Source organism: Paenibacillus sp. PK1-4R, from assembly GCF_030369595.1.
Lineage (GTDB): Bacteria > Bacillota > Bacilli > Paenibacillales > Paenibacillaceae > Paenibacillus.
In genome coordinates, this window is sequence record NZ_CP126535.1 from 5,271,441 (window position 1) to 5,292,803 (window position 21,363).

Below are 21,363 nucleotides of genomic sequence, written 5' to 3' on the forward strand. Positions count from 1 at the left end.
TCAATACGTTTTGTAAAAAAACATTTGTGCATTTGATCATTTTATCTTTGCATCAATGTAACTAAAGAGGATTAAATTTGCATATATATAGCACTGAATCGTTAATACCAGCATAGATGTTTCTATACTATTACTGTAATAGATCATCATTGTTACACTAATTAACGAAACTTCTGGAACAATTATGAAAATAGAATTCGCTCATCTAAATGTAAACACAATTGTGCATTTGTAAAACAGAGATTGCTATTTGTCCCGTTCTATTATACATTTGACTTAGAGAAGAATATGGATGACTATTGATGATTAGAGGTGAAGCATTAGATGGCAAAGGAAAAAGTCACGATACAAGACATCGCTGATGCTTTGGGGATCTCCAGGAATACGGCTTCCAAAGCATTAAATGATAGCGGAAACATCCCGGATGAGACCCGAAATCGTGTAATTAAAAAAGCAATTGAACTTAAATATAAACAGTTTGCCTATATGGACAATGAGCATGTTCTAACCAAGCCTCCGGGCAATATCGCCCTGTTAACTGAAAACCTGCCTAATACATCTCACTTTGGTTCATTGTTAATCAGCGGTTTGGAGAAAAGAATCAGTGCGGAGGGATACAATCTCTCGATCCATATCGTGCGTGAAGACGATCAAGATACACTTACACTTCCCAACAATTTTGATATAGCCAAAGTAGACGGCATTATTTGCATTGAATTATTTGATCTGGAATATACAAAGCTGATTACCGATCTGGGCATTCCCACCATCTTTATCGATTGCGCTTCCAACATATGTTATCCCGAATTCCAAGCAGATTTGCTACTCATGGAGAATGAACATAGCATCTATCAGTTAACCACAAAATTAATTGAGAGCGGCTACACAAGTATTGGATTCGTCGGAGATTACAATCACTGCAAGAGCTTTAATGAACGATGGGTTGGATATCACCGTGCTATGCTGGAAGCGGGGTTGCAAGTCGACCTGTCCCATTGCATCCTAGATAATGATCGCCTGTGTTTCTCCAAGCCAGGGTGGTTGAACCAGCGAGTGGCAGAGCTGGCATCCCTACCTTCCGCTTACGTATGCGCTAATGACTTTATAGCAGTTGATCTGATCAGGGCGTTAAAAGATAGAAATGTCGCTGTTCCACAGGATATTGCGATATGCGGATTCGATAATGCACCCCAATCTCGAATTATTGAGCCTGCATTAACAACGGTTCATATTTATAGCAATGAGATGGGCATTAAGACTGCGGAGATGCTGTTATCCCGGATTAATAGCCCAACACAGCCGTATCAGGTCTCACACATTGTGACCAAACCCATCATCAGGGAGTCCACACCAGCAATCATGGCCGATCATTCTCAGATGGTTCATAGTTCTGCAAAATAAAATAACCGTATGTCTCACGAGTAACAACTCGTGAAGCATACGGTTTTTTGTGGTTTCGATTTGGTTGGATGAAAGCTCTATCCTATCCATCGCGGCCTAGATAGAAATCATCTCGCGATTAGATCTCTTTCAAGATGCCTTTTACCAAACCAATAAAGGTTGTTTTCACTTGCGCAGCCACTTCAATAACTTCATCATGACTTAATGGCTGATCCAGAATACCACAGGCCATGTTGGTCAGACAGGAAATGCCTAGTACCTTCATACCGCCATGAATGGCAACAATGGCTTCAGGTACCGTGGACATCCCCACTGCATCCGCACCCATCGTACGAATCATGCGAATCTCCGCTGGTGTCTCATATGCCGGGCCACTCCACCATGCATAGACACCTTGCTGCAAGCCAACATTCTGCTCTTCTGCAACCTTAAGGGCAATACTGCGCAGTTCGCGGTTGTATACCTGTGATACGTCTGGGAAACGAACCCCCAGTTCGGCGTTATTCGGCCCCATCAACGGATTATTGGCTACCAGGTTAATATGATCTGTAATGAGCATCAGTTGACCCGGCTCAAAGCTTGTGTTTATGGCTCCGCAGGCATTGGTGATAAGCAATTGCTCGACACCCAGTGCTTTCATGATCCGAACGGGGAAAGTCACTTCGTCCAATGTAAAACCTTCATAATAATGAAGGCGGCCTTTCATCGCTACAACCGTTTTGCCCATCAGTTCACCAATAACCAATTCATTGGCATGACCGATAGCCTCCGATTGGGCGAAATACGGAATATCTGTATACGGGATAACGGTCGCATTTTCAATCTCGTCCGCGAGCGCCCCCAGTCCCGAACCCAGAATCATGCCTACGGCTGGTTTGGTATGGATTCGGTTTAATATGTAATCTCTTGCTTCCTGAATATGTGCGGATTGATGCATAATGATATCCTCCTGATGATCTGAATTGAGTTAACAAAAACTGAGGTAATGAGGTGCTACTCATCAAGTGTAATGAACAATGGTCTTGATGTAAATGGAAGCTGTTCTATATACAATAAAAAACGACCCTATGCTCCAGAATCGTTTAAAAACATGGACATCCCCTAATCCAATGTATATTTGTTTCTACTTTTCATGTAATCGATTGTCATGATCAGCAACAGCATGAATGTAGCAAACATCAGCGGTTTGGCAAAAGTACCTTCTTCAAAAATATAATAACTAAATGTAAAATTTCCGGCGAAAGTAATTAAATAGTTTCGGATGTAATCCATCTTCTCATCTCATTTCAGGAAAGAATTTGGTTCACCATTTATTCTACCCTATCACATACTTCCATTTAAAACCATATTTTTATGATCCACACAAATCAACGTCTCTAATCATGCACGAGATAGCCGTACTGTATAATCTATATTGAGTAAAGCAAAAAATCGGCCACATCGTGACCGATTCTCTCCACTTCCCTGATGTTCAGGACATAGGGTTAATGATACGCCAAAATGATTCCTTAGGCTGCAACTGCTGATCAAAAACAAAGGGCCAATTTTTGCGCCCACGAACCGGGAAATGGTCCAGCCAGGTATAATTGTCCGCTACTCCCCAGAACGTCACAGAGGTAATGGACGATTTATACTCACGGAACAAATTGAAGATTTCTTCATATCGACGCTCCTGTAGCTCAGCCATCTCCGAAGTTGGCGCGATGAGGTCCGTTCGACGATCCTCATAACGAAACACGGACATATCCAGCTCGGTAACATGCAACTGAACATCCAGTGAAGCATAACGCTCAATAGCCATTCGGATCTCCTCAATCGAAGGACCATGAATATTCCAATGCCCCTGCAACCCAATCCCGTGTACAGGCGCTCCCTTGTCCAGCAAAGACCGAATCAGATTGTAGATCTTCTCCCGTTTGACCGGATCCGTCTCATTGTAGTCATTATAGAAAAGAAGCGCATTTGGATCAGCTTCATGAGCCATACTGAACGCTTGCAGCAAATAATCTTCCCCCACCAGTTCTAACCACTTCGTGTCCCGCATGAACAGGTCGGTCTTATCTTCAATAGCTTCATTGACGACATCCCATGCATATATTTGCCCCTTATACCGACCTACTACCGTATCGATATGTTGCTTCAAGCGGGATAATAGCAGCTCTCTGGAAGCGGGAGTACCTGAGGTATCCTCAAAGACCCATTTCGATGTCTGATTATGCCACACCAAAGTATGTCCGCGAACCCCAATCCCTTGGGCAACAGCAAAATCAACAATTTTATCCGCCGCCTCAAAAGTATAACGATTCTCTTCCGGGTGAATTTCTTCAAATTTCATCTGATTTTCAGCCGTGATGCTATTGAAGTGTTTGGCGATGAAATCCCCTTCGGACTGCAACATTCTGGTATGTACAGCAGCACCTATTTTGAACGTATTAGCATACGCAGCATGTAGTGATGGAATTTCGGTTGGCATTTACAATTCCTCCCTGCCATTTTTTATCCATCATATCGTTTGTTGAATACGCTTACAATGAACAAATTATACTTCTTCCCCCTCATATTTAACTATTTATGATCCTGGGCCCAGTTCGGACAACAAACGTTTGTTCCACTGCTCATCGCAACAGAACATTTCTCGGAAGGTGTTTTGTGATCGTGATGTTCATTTAAATTCAACTCATGTACAAAGAGGGTATGAAGCGTTACAGCTTGTCTACCTGTAACAAGGTCACCTGTTTCACTGTGCATGCCGGGTTAATTTGCTCCTCGGACAGAATGTTTAGCTTAATCAGGCTTTTCAGCTTATGGCTGTCTACCTTGGACAACAATCGCCAGATGTCCGGGTCTGGAAGAGAAGCATACAGCTTCTGATCATCGTATTCCTTCCGGTTCTGAAGCACTGTTTTCACGGTGTAACCACCAACCTGCGTCTCATACACCCCTTGTTCTGCACAATACGCAACAATCTCATCTCGTAGTACAGACAACTGCTGCTCAATATCTTTTTGCTGCTGCTTCAGGTCAAAGTAAGTTTGCACTTTCTGCTCCATATCGATCACGCTCCTCTACTATCATAGGTATGCGAGGATCGCTAGTTTAGGACTGGCTGTTTATTTTATTTAAAAAGTGGTCTTTCTATTACTTAATCGTATACTGACGTCATTGTGTATCCCCGTATTATGATTACAGCAGGTGTTCATTCAAATATGGATTATGGAAAACCATGCTGTGAACCCTTTCCATTACATCTGGCCCCATGGGTACATCCCCAACGCGCCTTAACAGAATCCAGCGCAGGCAAGCTATTGCTCCAAAAACCTGCTCCTCTTCCAGCGTGTACGTATAACTTGCAGAACGTGCAAATTGAGCGTGATACATCTCGCCGTAACTTTCCCCATTATAGATGGTGATCAGAAACACAGACCATGCCATATCGTACCTTGGATCACCATACTGCCCATTAGTCCAATCGATGATGGTGTAATGGTCGTCCATCTCAAGAATGTTACCCAGATTATAATCGCCATGAATCAAGCGGTCCTGTCTGATCTGGACCTGCTGGATCAAGTTTGCCAGAAGATCATTTATATCGTCATGTAATTCAATTTGAGGAAAAAAGTATTGAACAAAATCGTACCTGAATATGTATTCTTCATCTTCTCCAGTCCCCACTTCATTCACCGAATAACGATGGACCTCCATTAATCGCTCAGCCAAATGTGTCAGTTTGGTTTGTGTTAATTGGGTAACCGGCTTCCCATCATAGCTCGTTAACAGCACTTGATTCTCTTGCTCGTCTAATCCCCAACCGTAGGGTTTGGAAACACGAATTCCACTTTGATAAAGCTTGGACAATAATCGATATTGTTTGGCGATATCCGGTTTGGAATCCTTGTCCCAGACTTTCAATACGTACCGCTGATCACCCATTTCGATTCTCATCACACTCGCTTCCAGTCCAGGTGACAAGGGAGTGATCTGATACTGCTGTTCAATCATCTGCTGAACACGCTCATCCAGTTCTATCCAACTCATCTGGCTAAGTTGAATCGTCATCGTTCTCCTCCTTCCATGTTATGACCGACTCCCCTGTTATTCAGGTATAATCAGGCCTTTGCCAATCACATTGGCGGATACTGGCTGCTTGCCCAATTCTCTGCCCCATACCGACAGCTGTCCCATATGGTGAATTTCATGGGCGATCACATGTCGCATAACTTCTCCCCATGAATCTGTATTGGCCTTGCCAGCTGAGCGATGATCGATAAAAGCTCTTTTTTCCATACTCGAATCCCAGGCTGTGACAAATGCCTCCACATCAGGACGTAACTTGCGATCCAATTGCCTTACCGCCTCAAGATTCTGGTAGTTTGCAAAATCTTCCGCATCATCCGGTTTGCCCTGAAGCAACTGAAGCCAGCTCCACTCTACATCAATGATATGAAATAACGTTTGTAATATGTTGCCTACTCCGCCCGTGCGAGGCCGAAGCAATTCTTCAAGCGGTACATCTTCACACCACACATACCATTGCTCACGCACCATCCAGTTATAACGAAAGAATGTTTCCATTGGTATATTCCCCTTTACTAGCTAGTTTTTCAGAGAGATTTGATCAATTCTGTATTGGCAAAGGTATCCTCCGAATGTTCAAGATCACCATAAATTCCGCTAATCTGATTGAATCCGGATTTAATCCAGAAGCGTAATGCAGGCCAATTTTTGAGCGCCACGTTAATTCGAATTTCCTTGTAACCAAGCTCAGAAAAGTGAAGAGTCAGTGCCTGAATTAATTCTTGTCCATATCCCTGCTTCTGGATCTCGCTCTGGATATATAGAAATTCGAGATAGATCGAATCCTCGGAGGGATACCCATGGTATACACTTAACAAACCAATATAGCGGTCATCCTCATTCGTGCGAATGGATTGAATTCGATAATTCTCCAGCCTGCCTCCCGGCGGAAGGTGGCCTTCTTCAAAACATTCTTTCACATAGTTCCGATCATGCTCTTGTCCATCCCATTGATGTAAGTACCGACTGGTCTCATATATGGACTCGAGTTCAGGAATATCGGACTCCTTCACGTCCGAAATAATGAGCCTGTCTGACTTCCATTCTACTGGAAGTTGTTTCATCGTAATCACTCCATCTTTATATTCTATATAAGTTAAACTATTGAATATTTACACTGGCCACTACGATGACAGAACAACCTTCCGATCGCTGTTATCCCCAGAGTTTTTTGATTCATTTTATAATGGGAAACTCCGGGGATAAAGGCGAACGCTCCGCTTCTTCAGGTCCTTTCTGTCCTCTCCGTTTCGTGCAACTATTCAGTTCAAATTTATTTAGTTAATTTCTTTTTTATATATAAGATTACATGAATACCTGCATAAATAAACAGGACATTGAACAAATATAGAAGTACATTTAAATAGATGCCAGATATAAACCAGATTGTTCCCTCAGAATTAGCATAATGATAATCCGTAAAGAATCGGAGCGGGAAACCATACTCTGTTCGGAGCGGTCCATCTTCAGTATGTAAAGTTCCAGGAATACATAGGATGGCTAATACAGCAAGCCAGGCTGATAGATTCATTATTCTTTTGTTAATCTTCAATACCTCTCCTCCTCATTCATCCCTAACGGGATCTTTACCAAAATACGTTCCTTTCAACTTTTGATCCATAAAGTCTCTTAAGTCCTTTTGATCAAGTATATATTTCGAATCTCTATTAAATCTGCTTTTTGTGGATACAATAATCTGTTTCCGATTGTATTGAATTGTAATTTCAGCGTTATGCTTTAATCTCAAAGCAATTCCTGCACTAATGCTTCCTGTGACATCATCTACTGGTATTTTGGCTGATTCCGGGGCGCCATTCAGCCAGCCGACTATACGGCTAATGTCTTCTTTACTTAACGTAACATTGTCAATCCTAGTATGTGCTCCACCGTCGCCTGTCCTGGTGTACACGACTATGCTCATCTCTGTGCTTATCACTTGATTTCTCGAAATCGGCTTATTTGGATCAGGGTTACTCGTGATTAGAAAATACAGAAACATGATTGCCGCACCTATGAAAAACCAGAATCGCCTACGTTTTCCTAGCATTACAGCGCATTCTCAGTATCCACCACGTTGGCAAACAGTCTCAGTACCGTATTGTGATGTGCAATAATCTGCTCTGCTTGAAGCGTCTTTGAATTCCATGTGCTGTGTGCATCTTGAACCAGATTGACCGTGTATCCCAGACTGTACGCTCTGCGGCAAGTCGTGTCTACACATACCTCGGTCTGCATTCCCGTAAGGACTAACTCCTTCACGCCATTATCTTGCAATTTCAGATGTAGATCGGTTTTGTGAAACGAATCCGGTGTCTCCTTTTCAATAACGAGGTCACCAGCTATAGGTGCAATGGACGGATGAATGGCCCACCCCGGAGTTCCTCGTTCCAGTGGACTGCCTGCCCCTTCGCTGTGCTGGATATATATGATGGCATGCCCTGCTTCACGGGCCCTGGCAATTAACACCTGGATCTTCTGAAGCAATCGTTCCCCCTGATATACGGGATCTGCTTCATCAAACATCGCTACCTGTACGTCAATGATTAGAAGTGTACAATGTGTTGTCATTTTGCTTTCCTCCTGACAAATCAATTTAATTCAAATCTTTCTTCTTCGTATCTTTAACAAAACTTCCAATACCATATCAATCAATACAAATAAAATAGCAGCAAGAACACCAAATAAGGTCAGAACTAACGTCTCTTTGAAATCCAAGATTGCTTCTCCTGCGCCCATGACCGCATAATAAATATACATCCCTAGAACTCCAGCACATGCATAGCCTAATATCCTCGTACTTAGATACAACACATGATTAGGGAATTGTATTCGGCTGAGCAGATAGTCTAGCAAAATCGATAAAGGTAGCCCAATCAACAGGATCAGGGGAGTCGCGTATACCAGATAAATAAGAATGTAAAAATCAAAACTGTAGGATTGATTCATCGATATGATACTTGCAACCAAAGTAAAACAAATGATGGTTAGAACGGTTGTTATCAGCTTTCTTCCCATGTTCATCTCATCACTCCAATACAGTTATCTCTTATTCATTGGATGTGCTCATGCATCAGATTTTGCCGGTTGCCATCCGATTTCTTGAGACCAACGATGTGCTTTCTGTAATATGCTCCACACCATCGGTCCTTTTCCTTCAACATATTTGGGACGCTCATCTTTATACAATGACATGAGTCTGTGCTTTTCTTCCGCATAGTTCAAACAATCTTCTGGATGCTCCCTTAAATAGTCTCTGAACAGCAAGGTCATCTGCTCAGAGAAACTGCCTGCCTGTCTAACGTGTATATGTATCCTTCTGCTTCCGGGCTCTTCACGAAAGTAACGTTTAGTTTTATCTGGATTTTCTGCTCTGAATACAAATCCGACTGTTTCGATCTCATGTTTGTAGTCCAACAAATTTTCATAATTAGAAACAGATATTTGTATATCGATAATAGGTTTGGCGTCTATTCCAACAATTGCAGTAGACCCAACATGATCAATACGCACGGCCTTTTCTCCTAACGCTTCTCTTAATTTCGAACCCGTTTCGAGAAACAAATCACGCCATGCCGGATCATACTTTGCAATTCTCCATTGATCCTCCATACAACTCCTCCTTGGTTATTCAATCAAGCTATATAATTAAATAACACGTTCTTTTAACCTTTTGTTACATGTGGATTATTTGACACAAATTAAAAAAAAGAGAAGGCCCCTTAGGCCCTCCCCTTAACTTCTTAATGATAATCACACTTGAAATTTGTAAACTCAGCTGAAGCATCTTGCCCGCTCGTGTATAACCCAATAAGTACGCCTGTAAAACCTCCTGCCACCTCCGAGGATAGGTATCTCGTCTGTGCCGTGCCCAGCAGAATCTCTTCACCATCTACTTGAAACAGGAAGCTGTAGCGTTCCTGGCTTGAACGGATTACCAGCGTTGCATGCTGTTTATTTCCCAGATTCACTTCATGTTCTATCGATTTGACATCACCGATATTCAGACGCTCGATCACCTTATAGCCGTCCTGCTGCCCACGAATAGCCACTTCATAATGATGATTCTCATCCATGTAGATCGTGATCCCAGCTTCTCCACTCGTCACACCGACATCGACTGAAATTGTGGCATTAAAGTCTTTTTGACGTAGCCCGATGAACGTTGGGGATGCCGGAACGTCCAGCGTTACATCGGTTCCTGTTAGCGTAAGCTTATCTGATTCAAGCTGATAGTGCTCTGTATTTGGATGACGAAGGTAACACCAGTCAAGGTTCCAGTCTGTATTTGCAAACGTATAATTCTTCTTATCCTGCTGGATCACCGTGTCCGGGATACGATTAGTCTCAAAACTCGTCAGCGTTGTTCCTTCATGCCCAGCTGTAAACCATCCGTCTTCACCAAACGTAATTGGAGTCAGAAATACTTCACGGCCCAGATGATGGTACGTAGCCCATCTGCCGATCTGTCGGAATCCCAGGTGAAAGAGCCACCAGTTTCCCCGATCATCCTGAACTAGATCACCATGCCCTACTCCCTGCAACTCATAACCTCCCAGATTACGGTTGGTCAGAACTGGATTGTGTGCATAGGCTTCGAACGGGCCTGAAGATGAAATTCCCCGGGCATACGTTACCATGTGACCATACTCGGTGCCACCTTCAGCTGCAAGCAGGTAATAGTAACCGTTCATTTTATAGAGATGCGGGCTTTCCAGATATCGTCCACCTGTCCCATTCCAAATCGACCGACTTGGGCTAAGTTTGCGGCCCGTTTCAATCTCAATCTCACACTGGACAATTCCGCCAACGCCTTCATCATCCACCCCGTTACTCATAAACAAGGTTTTCCCATCTTCAAAATACAAATCGGGATCAATCCCGCCTTGATCCACATAGATAGGCTCAGACCATTCTCCGTAGATATCGTCTGTCCATACATAGAAATTCTGATGCGTTGTATCATTCGTTGTAACCATATAAAAACGCCCGTTATTATGCCTGATGGTTGGGGCAAATACACCCCCGGAGCTGTTCACCGTCTCGAGCTGAATCTGGCTTTTACGAGTCAGGCAGTGACCAATCTGCTTCCAATTCAGCAGATCCTTGCTTTCAAAGAGCGGTACGCCCGGAAAATATTGAAAAGAACTGCACACCATATAGTAGGTATCGTGCACCTTAATCACACTAGGGTCTGGATAAAAACCTTTTACAACAGGGTTATTGTATTTCATTACTCCACTCCACCTCTTATTATAAAATTCACAAATATAAGAATTCAACTTCGTAACAACTACAAAAATTAAACACCATCGGGCATAAACTTGCAATGAATCTGAATTGCATCTTGGAGCTAATTTTATTAAATTAATATATATGTGATTTTAGAAGATTGAGGGTAGGGAGTTGTACAGATGATCAAAGCAAATGGGGAGCCCCGGTTCCTTCCTTTATATGAGGCGCTGGCAAGCGAAGTCAGATGGAGAATCATGGATATGATTGCAGATCGCGAAATGAATGTGAAGGATCTTGCGGCAGTATTAGAGCTTAGCCCCTCCATTGTCACGATGCATATTCGCAAACTGGAGGATGCGGGTCTAATTGGCAGCAGACGAGTTCGGATCAACGGAGGGACGCACAAATTATGTTACCTCAAGCAAAATCAGATTGAGATCGATCTTCCATCCCCAAGCCAAACTTCACGAACCAGAGAACAGACGATAGCCGTTGGACACTACACTGCTTTTGATATCCACGCTACCTGTGGGCTAGGAACACTTGAGAAAGAAATCGGCGTATGGGATGATCCACGTTACTTTCTTGATCCCGAGCGGGTACACGCCGCTATCCTGTGGTTTGGGAAGGGCTATGTTGAATATAAAACACCGAACTTTGTCCTTCCTGACCAGACAACCGCTGCTATTGAAATTTCAATGGAACTGGCGTCTGAGGCTCCGGGATTGCGGGATCATTGGCCTTCCGATATTCGTTTCACCTTCAATGGCGTTTCCCTTGGAACGTGGACAAGCCCTGCCGACTTTGGCAGAGCAGCGCGCGGCAAATATACACCAGAATGGTGGCATCGCAATGTGAATCAATATGGATTATTGAAGACCATCCGAATAGATGCCTCCGGTACGTATATGGATGGTGAGCGGATGTCGGATATTACTCTTGCGGATGTTAAGCTTAGCGAACCGTTCTGGACGCTTCGTTTTACGGTTGACGAGGAAAGCCCCAACGTAGGCGGTTTAACGATCTATGGTGCCGGTTTCGGTAACCATGATCAGGATATTGTTATTCGTGTACTGGGGTAACTTTCTCATCTAATCGATTAACTCGATTTTGTCAAAAACATTATATTTCTCCATATTTGAAGTGACCTCAAAGGGTAGGTAATGATATAATTCAGATCTGGTTGCCCACATGTACTCACTATGTTCTTCTGAAAGATTCACTTGATGATCTTTGGTTCTGCACAAATACATTAGAAGAATGACCTGTCTATGCGGATCGGTAAAGAACGTATTGGCAAACAGTAATTCATCTATTTGAACTTTAATGCCTACTTCCTCTCTAATTTCACGGACCAAGGCCACTTCCAACTCTTCTCCAAAGTGAACTTTTCCCCCAACGGTTTCCCAACTTCCTGCGCCCACCTCATCCACTAATGAGCGCTTGACAATCAATACTTTGCCTTCATTCTCGATCAGTCCTTTAACGACATTCACCATTTTATTTTCCAATTGCTTAGTTTCAACCCCTTTTTTTGTATTAGCAATCAGTTTGTGTTTGGAACCATCTTCTTAACTGATTAATATGAGCTTGATGATAACGGTTATGGTCAGCCATGTGCCATAATCCCCAACGTACCGTAGCTTGCTTTTCATTCTGATGTCCAAAAGTAACTACTCGGTCTAGGTCAGCATCTGCTACTTGTGTGCATGTTTCTTTCAGAAGGGTTAATACACCCTCATATTGAGAGATAAGTGTGTCACGTGAGACACCTTGAACCAGTGGAAGTCTATTATTTTCATCAATCATGGGGCCATATTGCTCTATTAATGGCTGCGGAAGAACAACCCCCTTTATTCTATAAACCCAATTCATATCAACAAACGTAATATGTCGTATTAATTGAGCTGTACTATTAAACTGGTTCTGTTCCCCTTTGTAATCTACCTCTTCTTGCGACATCCCCTCAGTAATCGATTGAAGTCGCTCACTATTCTCTCTTACTGCGGAAAATAACATTCCAACAATAGGCTCCATATTGGCTTCACATTGTAAATCGTAAATCAAAGTCATCCCTCCTCGCTTGAGTACATGTCTATTTCAATGACTCTCTGATCAGTCTTTGATTCAATTCCCAGATTGCTACTCTATTACTATCCCATTTAAGTATTTTACGAGCTTCTTCATAAGCCACCCATTTATATTCTGAGTGCTCATTGGATATAGACAGATCCATTTCATCCAGTTCTACTCCAAAGCAATACTCAGGAATAACAAATGTATCAGGTCCCCACATAAAATAACCAACCACATCTACCACGGAGTGAGTCGAGCTTGAATTAAGGCTCCTGTATTGACTATTTAAGGGGATTCCCGCCTCTTCAAATGCTTCTCTCATGGCTGCTTCTAATGGTTTTTCTTCATCTTCACCTCCCCCAGCTATGCCCTGCCAGTAACCTTCTCTTGATCTTCGAAAGATAGCATATGCATAGTCATTTGAATCTTTCAACCTGGTATAAGGAAAAACTAATATTTGAAATGGCGCTCGAGACACAGGTACATCCCTCCTCTTTACCTTCGCTCTTTCAACAGGTCCTTAATTTCCCTTAACTCTGATAATATTTCTTTGGTGTGCTGGCTATTTTTTGAGTTATCTATTCCAACTTTCACAACATAAATACCGAGGAACAGATACACCACCAACATAATGATCATTCCCATGTACATCTCTCCTTTCCAAAGTAGCAGCACATTGCTACGAACGTTTACTGCCGTCTATATGCTCTCTCTCCAACTGATTCCCATGGAATGCCTTCAAAAGAAAAGCCCGATCCGGAACGTTCAACCGTTCATACGATTTCAGATACTCCCTATTGTCATATGGAACGCCAATGAATTTCACATCCAGTTTGCCCTCTTGGAGATCCACGATCCCATATCTGGCAATGGCAAGATCGTTACAACCTAAAGCTCCCGGATTGATATATACTCTTTGATCTGTCCTATAATAATGAAGAATATGATGATGACCAAAACAAACCAAATCATGGGCCGTACCCTGATACCTTGCATCCAATTTGACCCCGGATGGTTCTTTATTGATGACATCCAACTTGTCGTTGTTCATATGATAGTGAGTCAAAAGGAACTGATGTCCTTCTACCTCTTTTTCAACGAATTTCGGCAGAGCTTGGATTTTCTTGATCGATTCTGCACTTAGATGTTGACCAATCCATTCATGGTGCTCAGCTATGCCTTTATGCCCTTCTAATGGCCCCTTATTCTGAAGCAAACTCAATACGGCCTCTTCGTGATTCCCTGAAATCGCTATCATATTTTTACGACTGCACAACATCTCGATCACTTCATTGGAGTAAGGGCCAATGCCGATCATATCCCCCAAACAAAACGTATGCTCAATGTCTTCTCTGGAATCCATATCAGCTAATACTGCTTGAAGCGCAGGAATATTCCCATGAATATCGGTTAAGATGGCAACCTTCATTGTGATTCCTCCTCAGGAATATACATCGTTTGAATCTCCTGTACACCCGGAATAAAGCCCAGATTCAGATACACGGACTCCGCATCATTTCCTTGCATCACATACAATCGCAGCACGGGATACTGACCTTTAAGTGCATTCAAAGCTCTCTGTAACATCAGTGTAGCAAGCCCTCTTCCTCTATATGCCGGCCGAACCCCTATGCTATATACGGCAGCCTGATTATCTTGCAAGCACAAGCGACAATTTGCAATAAGCTGTCCCGTTTCCTTATCGTATACAAGCGTGGAGGCTTGAGTCAGAATTTCATTGGTATAATTAGGATCATCACTTGGAATAAAATCTGCAAGCGTGGTATGTTTTCTTCGTGTAGCTTCAAGACTTCCTGCAAAACTCTCCAGGTCACATTGAGCAATTTCATCTTCATTCACATATTTTCTGGTGCCGGTTTCACTTTCAATAATCTCTGGACTCTTCACGGTTACCCTTCTGTCCCACTCGATCTCAAAATGATCTGTAGGCCGCTGCATCCAGCGACATCTGAACTCCACTGGCCAGAATCCAGCTCTTGCGTATAGATCAACTTGGTCTGGAAGAATCTCAAAGGTCAGAATGCGTTTGGTGCGATCGGACCACTGCATTAATTTATCCTTCAGAAGTTTCAATACCTCAAAGCACTGCTGGAATGGCGGGATAAAAAACAAATGATACATCCGGTTAGGCTCCATTCTCACGCCACCTATTTTGCTTTCTCCCTTGTAAATCCAGTACGCACTGATCTTGGAAGAACTGAACTCTTCTTCCCTGAAAAATCCGACATAACGCATATCATAATAAACCGTGCAATATAATCCCCATTCGGCAAAATCAGCTTTGCGAATCGAATATTCATCCGACAGATCATATTGAAGAATATCTGTAGACCATTCCGTTAAACTCATACGTCATTCCTCCTCAATTCTAATTACATGTACAGCAATTAAAGAACCTTTCTATACGCCACCCCGTGAACATGAATTAACACATGCTCTGCTTCCAAATGTTCAAAGAAATCCAACATGTCCTTAAACGGATTCTCGAAATACGAAGTCAGGTATGCAAGCTCTGGCGTTGTTTTTATAAAATTGTAAAAAAAGTAGGGGTCCATGTTGCCCACATCCTCTGGACTACCAAGGAAAACCTCTAATGTCTGCCCTGTTTCTGTATTCTTGAACATACAGTGCTCACCGTGAACATCAAAATACCAGTTTCCCGTTAATTCTCTTCTCCATGGATTACATCCGCATTGGACAGCAAATGGTACGCCCCTTCGAGAATTGCCGTCCGATCAGGCTGATCCGTTTCCAATATCAATTGCTCGATCAATTGCCGCGCGATTCTTTGGTACATATCCATCACAGCCAATAATTCTTCTGTAATTTCCTGCGTTATCGCCTTCATACCTTCAGATCCTTATCCGGGTATCCAATTTCTGCAATTTCACCTTCGATATCACTTAATCTCAGTTCATCATTTAATTGCTGTAGTAAGACCTCATCGATCGGCTTCATATCAAATACCTGTTCAACCAGTGTGATATCCAACGTTATCTCGTAGTAATCCTGTGCCCAAGCATGATAATATTTCGCGCCGCCTACCAAAATCTCTAACAGTTCGTATTCATGATCCCCTAGCTCCGTGCCCGCAGACCACCCTTCCTGATCCGCCACACTCCAGATACAGAACGTCGTCTGATCCATTACAAATGCCGGCTCTACCACAAAAGTATTAAATGCTTCTGGAACGCTTTTTACCACCTCACTCCTATCAACCTTATGCTGAAGTGTATACTCTTTATCAAAGCCTTTTATAATCAGCCCATTCGGACTGAATATTGCAAAATAATGATCTCCTTGCCCATCTCTCATGGATGCCATTTGCTCATTCGTGTCCCACTGGGAATTATACGAGTAATACCTGTACTCCCATTCCGGCATCAGAATGGCATCCAGCATAGCTGCTGCCTTTAGAATATGTTTGCATTCACTAATGTGAGGAAGTTTATCGATAAAATTAAGATTACCCATCGTGTGATATTGCCTCCTTGGTGTCATTTTTATAAATAAATACGCAATGGCTGTTCCTTTACCCTTTCAAATGGAATAATTAGTTGCCCGACCTTGCGGTTAGCAAAGATACGATAACGTATCCAAAAAGTTGAACCGTAAATACAACGGCGACAAACTCAACCATTATGCTGTTCGCTGCATTAAAATCATTCACAAGATCCACGAAGATCTTCCCAGGTCGGGATAATACATCCCACGAATTCCACCGATTAAATCTACCAATGTAGACCCCTATACTGCTCAATAGCAAAATAACACCGACAACCATCATACTAATGTACTTATTTACTAATTTGTTTAACATGCCATGGATTTGAATGATCGAACAAGTTGAGAGCAGCAATCCGATGATCGCTACGGCAAACGTCAGAGTGAGTCCATACCAAAAATCAATATTAATCCAAAATCTAACCTCCCCTTGAGCATCAAAATATCTGAATGAATGCAGAATCTCCGTAAAAAGATAGGCCGCATTGGGCAGGAAAAAGAGCCATACTCCACACATCAGCCCCATACATATCATGCTCGTTGTGGTTAATTTCTTATTGAATATGTATCTAATGCAGGATGAGATGATGAATGGTACCCATGCCAGGAACATATCCCAACTTAAAAATCGATACATATTCGTATCTGTTTGGGCACGTAAATACATCACAACACCTAGACAACAAAGAGTAGCCACGAGCAAGGTAAAGAAGAGTCGGAGATCTTGGACCGGATATTTGTTATCTTTCATTTCTTTGCTTCTACTTCCTTTTCCTTGATGAATGTTATACGTTATAAATACTTTTTAAATGCCTTGCTGGATTCTCCGTTGTACCCCAATTTCGTATAAAAGTGATGTGCTTCGTTTCTGGAAGATCCGCTCGTAAGAAACACCTTCACACAATTTTTCTGCACACACACTTGCTCTACATATTTCATCAATTCAGATCCATATCCCTTGCTCTGCACATGTTCCGTAATGATAACCCGCTCAACTACGCCGAATGGTCTATTTTCCACCAAAGCATCCAGACATATATGTAAATGAGCCGTTCCGATCACCTGATCACCCAGTTCATACACAAACAAGAAACTGTTTGGGTTATTCCGAACCTCTTCAATCCGTTCTGCCAGCACCTTTGTGTTTAAGTTGTTCGGCAATAATTCTGTATACAGCCTTTCGATAACCGCTGCATCCCTAGCTTCTGCCTCTCTTATCATCAAGCTTCCCCTCCCTGTTACCTCACTTGATAACTTAAAATGATATCACCGTTGTCTTCAAACTCTCCCGTTTCTTGAAACCCGATACGCTTATACAGCGCATTTGCCGCAATGTTATGCGGAACATGGGATACCCTGATTTGCTGGCAGTCACTTCTCTCTTGCAACATACGAACCACTTCTTGAATAGCAAGTTTCCCGTAACCCTTCCCCTGGTACTTCTCATCAATCATGAAGCGCAGAATCCAGTAATACCCGTCATTGTAGATCTCGTTATCAAATAAAATAAAACCGACCATCTGATCCTCTGCCAAAATGCCGTATGGTTTGGACGTAATCTCCTTCGTTGCATGAATCAATGAATCCGCATTGCTAGCTACCAAATCTAGCTGATCTTCCCGTGGCTTAAGGTGGATGCACTCAAGTTCATTTTCTGTGGTTATAGGTCGTAACGTCACTTGTTCCATACCCACAATCCTCTCTCCTTGCAGGCTTATTCACTAGATTTTCTTGATCAATATAATCTCCAAGGGTTGTGTATCCAGCAACAGAGCCCCTGCATCAACATACCCCAGCTTTCGATAGAAATGTTGGGCATGTTCGTCTGATTGCGTTGAAGTCATCACCGTATCAAAGCCTTGTTGCTTCATTAAACTTTCCCAGTGATGCACGACTTTTTTACCATACCCGCCGTTTCGATAGGGTTCATCAATCCAGATCATATTCATAAAGGGAAGGTTGTCCCAAAAGTATCCGTACCTCATCCATCCAACTCTGGATCCCTCGTCCTCGTCCCATAGGATGAATATTTCTTTCTCACGAATCTTCGTTTTCACAAGTGGCTGATGGATATGCCGATCTCTTTCAATGATATAGTCATAGTCAGCTTCCGTTGCATACTCAATCTTCATTTGAATTACTCCCTTCATTAACTACGTCCATCATAACCTAAAATGTGGTAGTTGCGAACAGTTCTTTCCTCTTTTTCTCCCATGCCAAAAAACCACGGTTTCCCGTGGCTTCACCCGCTCTATTTTCCTCAATCCGCTGTTGATCCGCTGACCAATTGCCCCTTGCACCATACGGCCTGCCGCGCAGATCGCCGCGCAACGGCTTCCGCCGAACAACTCGCATGCACCAATACAAAACTCGCGGTGTCGCCTACCTTCGGCCATACCTGTTCCCCTTGTGAATCCAGCGGTGTGATCCCCCCTGTAACGAATGCCAAAGATTGAGACAAGGACAGTTCGTCACTATATCCGTACAGTTCTGCAAATCGCCCCGCTTTCTCAAGCATATCCCCATTGCCAAAAGGAGACCAATGATCCGTCAGGCTGTCTGTGGCCAGCTTCACGTTCACGCCCATTCGGTGGAGCATGGGAAGAGGCATCATCGTTCTGCCAATGGGCACCGTGGAAGCAATGCTCATCCCGAGCGAGGCCATTCGCTGCGCCATATCTTCCGCTTCCTGCTGCTCTGCGCGGGCAAACCAGAACGCATGACTCACCGTAACTTTGCCCTGGAGCCCTGCTGCTTCGGTCAGATTCGCTAGTTCCAGTAGCGTTTGTTTGCCGGCCTGCCCACCATCATGCAGATGAATATCGATGCCCGCCTGGTGCTGAACAGCAAGTTCAACCATGGCGTTCAGTGATTTCTCGATCTGTTCGTCCACCGTATGAGGATCAAGTCCGCCCACATGTGTTGCACCTTCCTTCATCGCTTGGCCCATAAGCTCCACTGAATGGGAGCGAAGCAGTCCATGCTGCGGGAAAGCCACGATCTCCGAAGAGATTTTGCCCAAAAATGATTCCAGAGCCTGCCGCGTTGCTTCCAGTCTTTTCAACCCACTGACGGGTTCGATATTGCAATGACTACGTACATGAGTGGAGCCGTACCCCTGAATCAAGGTCAGAATACTCTCCGCTTGACGCTTCGCATCTGGTAGCAGCTTGGGCAACAGAACCTTCTCTTCTTCAATACGTTCGAAAATACTGGAGATACGTTTAACAGCTGTCCACGGCCCATCGTAGTACGTTTTATCCAGATGAATATGTGCCTCCTCGAACGAAGGCAACAGCAGAAGTCCCTTGCCATCTACTTGTGGTAGATCGCTAGACAGCGGGTTGTTTCCTTCCACAATCTCCGCGATCACTCCCTCTTCAATCCGCAGTTGAGCAGGGCTTGTCCGTGTCCCCGTCACCTGTTCCCCCTCCCAAACATAACCCCGCTCCACATTCACGTTTGTTAACCAATAAGCCTGCTTCATCATATCATCCCTCTTTTCTTACCCGGCATTACGTCCCCCGGATACCGATTGATCTATGATCCATGGTACCATACGGTTTCACCGGGCAAAAATACGTAAAACGTTGGTGTTCCATATGCGGAACGTTTGTATTACGCTACCTTAATACATGCAAAAAAACAGGCACAATACGTGCCTGCCCTGTCCATATCACCTTAATCTTCTATGTTCCCTCTTCCATTAAAAATGAAACCGCGCATGCCCTCCATCGGTCACGCCTTCAATCTGTTCGATATCCAGCAGTCTGCGCTTCATCTCCAAACCTCCACGGAACCCGGTCAGCTTGCGATTAGCCCCAATAATACGGTGGCATGGTAGCAGAACCGGAATTGGATTGGCCCCATTTGCAGCCCCAACTGCTCGCACAGCTGAAGGTCTTCCAATCGCAGCAGCTATATCACCATAGGTCCGAATTTCACCATAAGGCACACGCCCTAGCTCTCTCCATACCTCCTGCTGGAAGTTCGTTCCGATCAAGTCCAGTGGGATCGCATCTGTATAAGCCATCGGTTCCCCTGCAAAATAGGACTGTAACCAGTCCATCATACCTGTTTGTTTCAGAGCATCCTCGTTCTCTTCCAGTTCCACGCCAGGTGCAACTTTCTGTATCCAGCCGTTCCAGTCCTCCAGTGTTTCGTTGGGCATGACCACTCGGCACAATCCTTGTTCCGTAGCGAGCAGCACCCATGGACGACCGTCCAACTGCATCGTAGTGTACATCAACTTTTTTCTCATCCGTTTATCGCCCTCTCCCCGGTGGAATGCTTAATGCTAGAACTAGGAGGTAATCTGCTTCTTCACCTTACGTTTCATACTGCGGATTATCTGCTTGCTCTCCGGATCAACGCGATAAGATTCCGTGATTTTCTGAAGTGCCTTATTATACGTAAAATCGTCCAAGGTATTATGGTTCAGATAACGCAGAGTCACCTCAGGTTGTTTCACATAAGCCATTGAGATGGCCCAAGCAACTGCCATTTTCACATAATACGCCTCGTGTCTAATCTGATCCAATGCGGTTAGAACCTGATCGATATATCTCTCATTCAGATAAAAATTCAACAGCATTACCACACCAAACCGGATTTCATATTCCTGATCTGATCTCAGATACGGCTGCAAAAACGCCCACATCGGCTCCGAATGGAGCTTCGTATATTTCAGTCCGGCACAGAAGCTGTCACACACCGACCAGTTGTCAATCTTCGGTACAAATGTTTCAATAGCCTTTAACAGTTCGTCCAAATCAGCCTGTACATGTCCAATGACCATCGCTTGCAACATCACTTCTTCAAAATATTCATCCTCTGCCGTTTCCAGATACGTGCGCCAGTCGCCGGCGGCAAGCTGCTTGGCAATTTTTCGTAAGGCCGGCAACCTTACACCAAGTACATTCGTGATGTTGGGAATAAGCGCAGCCGAGAATTTCTGATACTCCGGCTCAACCATGCTGAGCAATTGTGTTCTGATATCTGCTTCCACTAGCGCATGTCCTCCTCGTCTGTTGCTGTACAACAAGTATATCCTTG

The 21,363-nt window shown here is 43.6% G+C and carries 31 protein-coding genes; 2 read left to right on the forward strand and 29 right to left on the reverse strand.

The features are described from left to right. Positions 1-324: 324 nt before the first annotated feature. On the forward strand, positions 325-1,401 hold the full coding sequence (locus QNO02_RS22860; protein WP_124115715.1) for a LacI family DNA-binding transcriptional regulator: 1,077 nt from the start codon (positions 325-327) through the stop codon (positions 1,399-1,401). Between the two features lie 118 nt (positions 1,402-1,519). Here QNO02_RS22860 and QNO02_RS22865 read toward each other — a convergent pair whose 3' ends face one another. The 13 genes from QNO02_RS22865 to QNO02_RS22925 all read right to left on the reverse strand — a co-directional run bounded on the left by QNO02_RS22865 (position 1,520) and on the right by QNO02_RS22925 (position 10,706). Then, positions 1,520-2,338 (reverse strand): purine-nucleoside phosphorylase, encoded by an 819-nt coding sequence (locus tag QNO02_RS22865; protein ID WP_289390113.1) that lies wholly within the window; start codon positions 2,336-2,338, stop codon positions 1,520-1,522. 164 nt (positions 2,339-2,502) lie between these two features. Then, positions 2,503-2,673, reverse strand: a complete 171-nt coding sequence (locus tag QNO02_RS22870) for a hypothetical protein (RefSeq protein ID WP_289390115.1) — start codon at positions 2,671-2,673, stop codon at positions 2,503-2,505. A gap of 199 nt (positions 2,674-2,872) precedes the next feature. After that, positions 2,873-3,874 carry an endo-1,4-beta-xylanase gene (locus QNO02_RS22875; RefSeq protein ID WP_289390116.1) on the reverse strand — a complete coding sequence of 334 codons (1,002 nt, stop codon included), beginning with the start codon at positions 3,872-3,874 and terminating at the stop codon, positions 2,873-2,875. A gap of 229 nt (positions 3,875-4,103) precedes the next feature. Further along, positions 4,104-4,451 carry a hypothetical protein gene (locus QNO02_RS22880; RefSeq protein WP_083657139.1) on the reverse strand — a complete coding sequence of 116 codons (348 nt, stop codon included), beginning with the start codon at positions 4,449-4,451 and terminating at the stop codon, positions 4,104-4,106. A gap of 133 nt (positions 4,452-4,584) precedes the next feature. Beyond that, positions 4,585-5,457 carry an aminoglycoside phosphotransferase family protein gene (locus tag QNO02_RS22885; protein WP_289390118.1) on the reverse strand — a complete coding sequence of 291 codons (873 nt, stop codon included), beginning with the start codon at positions 5,455-5,457 and terminating at the stop codon, positions 4,585-4,587. Between the two features lie 36 nt (positions 5,458-5,493). Continuing rightward, positions 5,494-5,973, reverse strand: a complete 480-nt coding sequence (locus QNO02_RS22890; protein ID WP_289390119.1) for a DinB family protein — start codon at positions 5,971-5,973, stop codon at positions 5,494-5,496. A gap of 29 nt (positions 5,974-6,002) precedes the next feature. After that, positions 6,003-6,539: a GNAT family N-acetyltransferase gene (locus tag QNO02_RS22895; protein WP_289390120.1), complete on the reverse strand. Its 537-nt coding sequence runs from the start codon at positions 6,537-6,539 to the stop codon at positions 6,003-6,005. A 209-nt stretch (positions 6,540-6,748) separates the two neighbouring features. Next, positions 6,749-7,027, reverse strand: a complete 279-nt coding sequence (locus QNO02_RS22900) for a hypothetical protein (protein WP_289390121.1) — start codon at positions 7,025-7,027, stop codon at positions 6,749-6,751. Positions 7,028-7,039: 12 nt separating this feature from the next. Continuing rightward, positions 7,040-7,474: a hypothetical protein gene (locus QNO02_RS22905; protein ID WP_206105779.1), complete on the reverse strand. Its 435-nt coding sequence runs from the start codon at positions 7,472-7,474 to the stop codon at positions 7,040-7,042. A 47-nt stretch (positions 7,475-7,521) separates the two neighbouring features. Then, positions 7,522-8,043 carry a cysteine hydrolase family protein gene (locus QNO02_RS22910; RefSeq protein ID WP_289390123.1) on the reverse strand — a complete coding sequence of 174 codons (522 nt, stop codon included), beginning with the start codon at positions 8,041-8,043 and terminating at the stop codon, positions 7,522-7,524. 30 nt (positions 8,044-8,073) lie between these two features. Next, on the reverse strand, positions 8,074-8,496 hold the full coding sequence (locus QNO02_RS22915) for a hypothetical protein (protein ID WP_289390124.1): 423 nt from the start codon (positions 8,494-8,496) through the stop codon (positions 8,074-8,076). A gap of 42 nt (positions 8,497-8,538) precedes the next feature. Continuing rightward, a complete protein-coding gene (locus QNO02_RS22920) occupies positions 8,539-9,084 on the reverse strand; it encodes a GrpB family protein (RefSeq protein ID WP_289390125.1) in 546 nt (181 codons plus the stop codon). 131 nt (positions 9,085-9,215) lie between these two features. Next, the gene (locus tag QNO02_RS22925; protein ID WP_289390126.1) at positions 9,216-10,706 is read right to left on the reverse strand and encodes a glycoside hydrolase family 43 protein; all 1,491 of its coding nucleotides are present in this window, start codon (positions 10,704-10,706) and stop codon (positions 9,216-9,218) included. A 180-nt stretch (positions 10,707-10,886) separates the two neighbouring features. Between QNO02_RS22925 and QNO02_RS22930 the strand changes: the two genes are divergently transcribed. Beyond that, the gene (locus tag QNO02_RS22930; RefSeq protein WP_289390127.1) at positions 10,887-11,789 is read left to right on the forward strand and encodes an ArsR/SmtB family transcription factor; all 903 of its coding nucleotides are present in this window, start codon (positions 10,887-10,889) and stop codon (positions 11,787-11,789) included. Between the two features lie 9 nt (positions 11,790-11,798). On the opposite strand, the gene QNO02_RS22935 is transcribed toward QNO02_RS22930, so the two are convergent. The 16 genes from QNO02_RS22935 to QNO02_RS23010 form a co-directional block, all read right to left on the reverse strand. Then, positions 11,799-12,218, reverse strand: coding sequence for an NUDIX hydrolase (locus tag QNO02_RS22935; protein WP_289390129.1), 420 nt, complete (start codon positions 12,216-12,218; stop codon positions 11,799-11,801). Positions 12,219-12,246: 28 nt separating this feature from the next. Further along, on the reverse strand, positions 12,247-12,774 hold the full coding sequence (locus QNO02_RS22940; RefSeq protein ID WP_289390130.1) for a DinB family protein: 528 nt from the start codon (positions 12,772-12,774) through the stop codon (positions 12,247-12,249). A gap of 28 nt (positions 12,775-12,802) precedes the next feature. Further along, positions 12,803-13,261, reverse strand: a complete 459-nt coding sequence (locus tag QNO02_RS22945) for an NUDIX hydrolase (RefSeq protein WP_289390131.1) — start codon at positions 13,259-13,261, stop codon at positions 12,803-12,805. 17 nt (positions 13,262-13,278) lie between these two features. After that, positions 13,279-13,428 (reverse strand): hypothetical protein, encoded by a 150-nt coding sequence (locus tag QNO02_RS22950; RefSeq protein ID WP_167483655.1) that lies wholly within the window; start codon positions 13,426-13,428, stop codon positions 13,279-13,281. Positions 13,429-13,462: 34 nt separating this feature from the next. Beyond that, positions 13,463-14,212 (reverse strand): metallophosphoesterase family protein, encoded by a 750-nt coding sequence (locus QNO02_RS22955; RefSeq protein WP_289390136.1) that lies wholly within the window; start codon positions 14,210-14,212, stop codon positions 13,463-13,465. Beyond that, on the reverse strand, positions 14,209-15,153 hold the full coding sequence (locus tag QNO02_RS22960; protein ID WP_289390137.1) for a GNAT family N-acetyltransferase: 945 nt from the start codon (positions 15,151-15,153) through the stop codon (positions 14,209-14,211). The genes QNO02_RS22955 and QNO02_RS22960 overlap by 4 nt, the downstream gene beginning before the upstream one ends. A gap of 38 nt (positions 15,154-15,191) precedes the next feature. Then, positions 15,192-15,428 (reverse strand): hypothetical protein, encoded by a 237-nt coding sequence (locus tag QNO02_RS22965; protein WP_289390138.1) that lies wholly within the window; start codon positions 15,426-15,428, stop codon positions 15,192-15,194. Between the two features lie 38 nt (positions 15,429-15,466). Next, entirely contained in the window at positions 15,467-15,652 is a 186-nt protein-coding gene (locus tag QNO02_RS22970) for a hypothetical protein (RefSeq protein WP_289390139.1), read from the reverse strand. Further along, positions 15,649-16,278 (reverse strand): hypothetical protein, encoded by a 630-nt coding sequence (locus QNO02_RS22975; protein WP_289390140.1) that lies wholly within the window; start codon positions 16,276-16,278, stop codon positions 15,649-15,651. Before QNO02_RS22975 ends, QNO02_RS22970 begins: the two co-directional genes overlap by 4 nt. Before the next feature lie 79 nt (positions 16,279-16,357). After that, the gene (locus QNO02_RS22980; protein ID WP_289390141.1) at positions 16,358-17,059 is read right to left on the reverse strand and encodes a DUF1361 domain-containing protein; all 702 of its coding nucleotides are present in this window, start codon (positions 17,057-17,059) and stop codon (positions 16,358-16,360) included. Between the two features lie 41 nt (positions 17,060-17,100). Continuing rightward, on the reverse strand, positions 17,101-17,529 hold the full coding sequence (locus QNO02_RS22985) for a GNAT family N-acetyltransferase (protein ID WP_249911940.1): 429 nt from the start codon (positions 17,527-17,529) through the stop codon (positions 17,101-17,103). 17 nt (positions 17,530-17,546) lie between these two features. After that, positions 17,547-17,996, reverse strand: coding sequence for a GNAT family N-acetyltransferase (locus tag QNO02_RS22990; RefSeq protein WP_289392861.1), 450 nt, complete (start codon positions 17,994-17,996; stop codon positions 17,547-17,549). Positions 17,997-18,029: 33 nt separating this feature from the next. Continuing rightward, a complete protein-coding gene (locus QNO02_RS22995) occupies positions 18,030-18,440 on the reverse strand; it encodes a GNAT family N-acetyltransferase (RefSeq protein ID WP_289390143.1) in 411 nt (136 codons plus the stop codon). A gap of 128 nt (positions 18,441-18,568) precedes the next feature. Further along, positions 18,569-19,795: an amidohydrolase gene (locus tag QNO02_RS23000; RefSeq protein WP_289392863.1), complete on the reverse strand. Its 1,227-nt coding sequence runs from the start codon at positions 19,793-19,795 to the stop codon at positions 18,569-18,571. Positions 19,796-20,014: 219 nt separating this feature from the next. Continuing rightward, the gene (locus QNO02_RS23005) at positions 20,015-20,569 is read right to left on the reverse strand and encodes a methylated-DNA--[protein]-cysteine S-methyltransferase (protein WP_036617114.1); all 555 of its coding nucleotides are present in this window, start codon (positions 20,567-20,569) and stop codon (positions 20,015-20,017) included. A 42-nt stretch (positions 20,570-20,611) separates the two neighbouring features. Continuing rightward, positions 20,612-21,316: a DNA alkylation repair protein gene (locus QNO02_RS23010; protein ID WP_289390144.1), complete on the reverse strand. Its 705-nt coding sequence runs from the start codon at positions 21,314-21,316 to the stop codon at positions 20,612-20,614. Between the last annotated feature and the right edge of the window lie 47 nt (positions 21,317-21,363).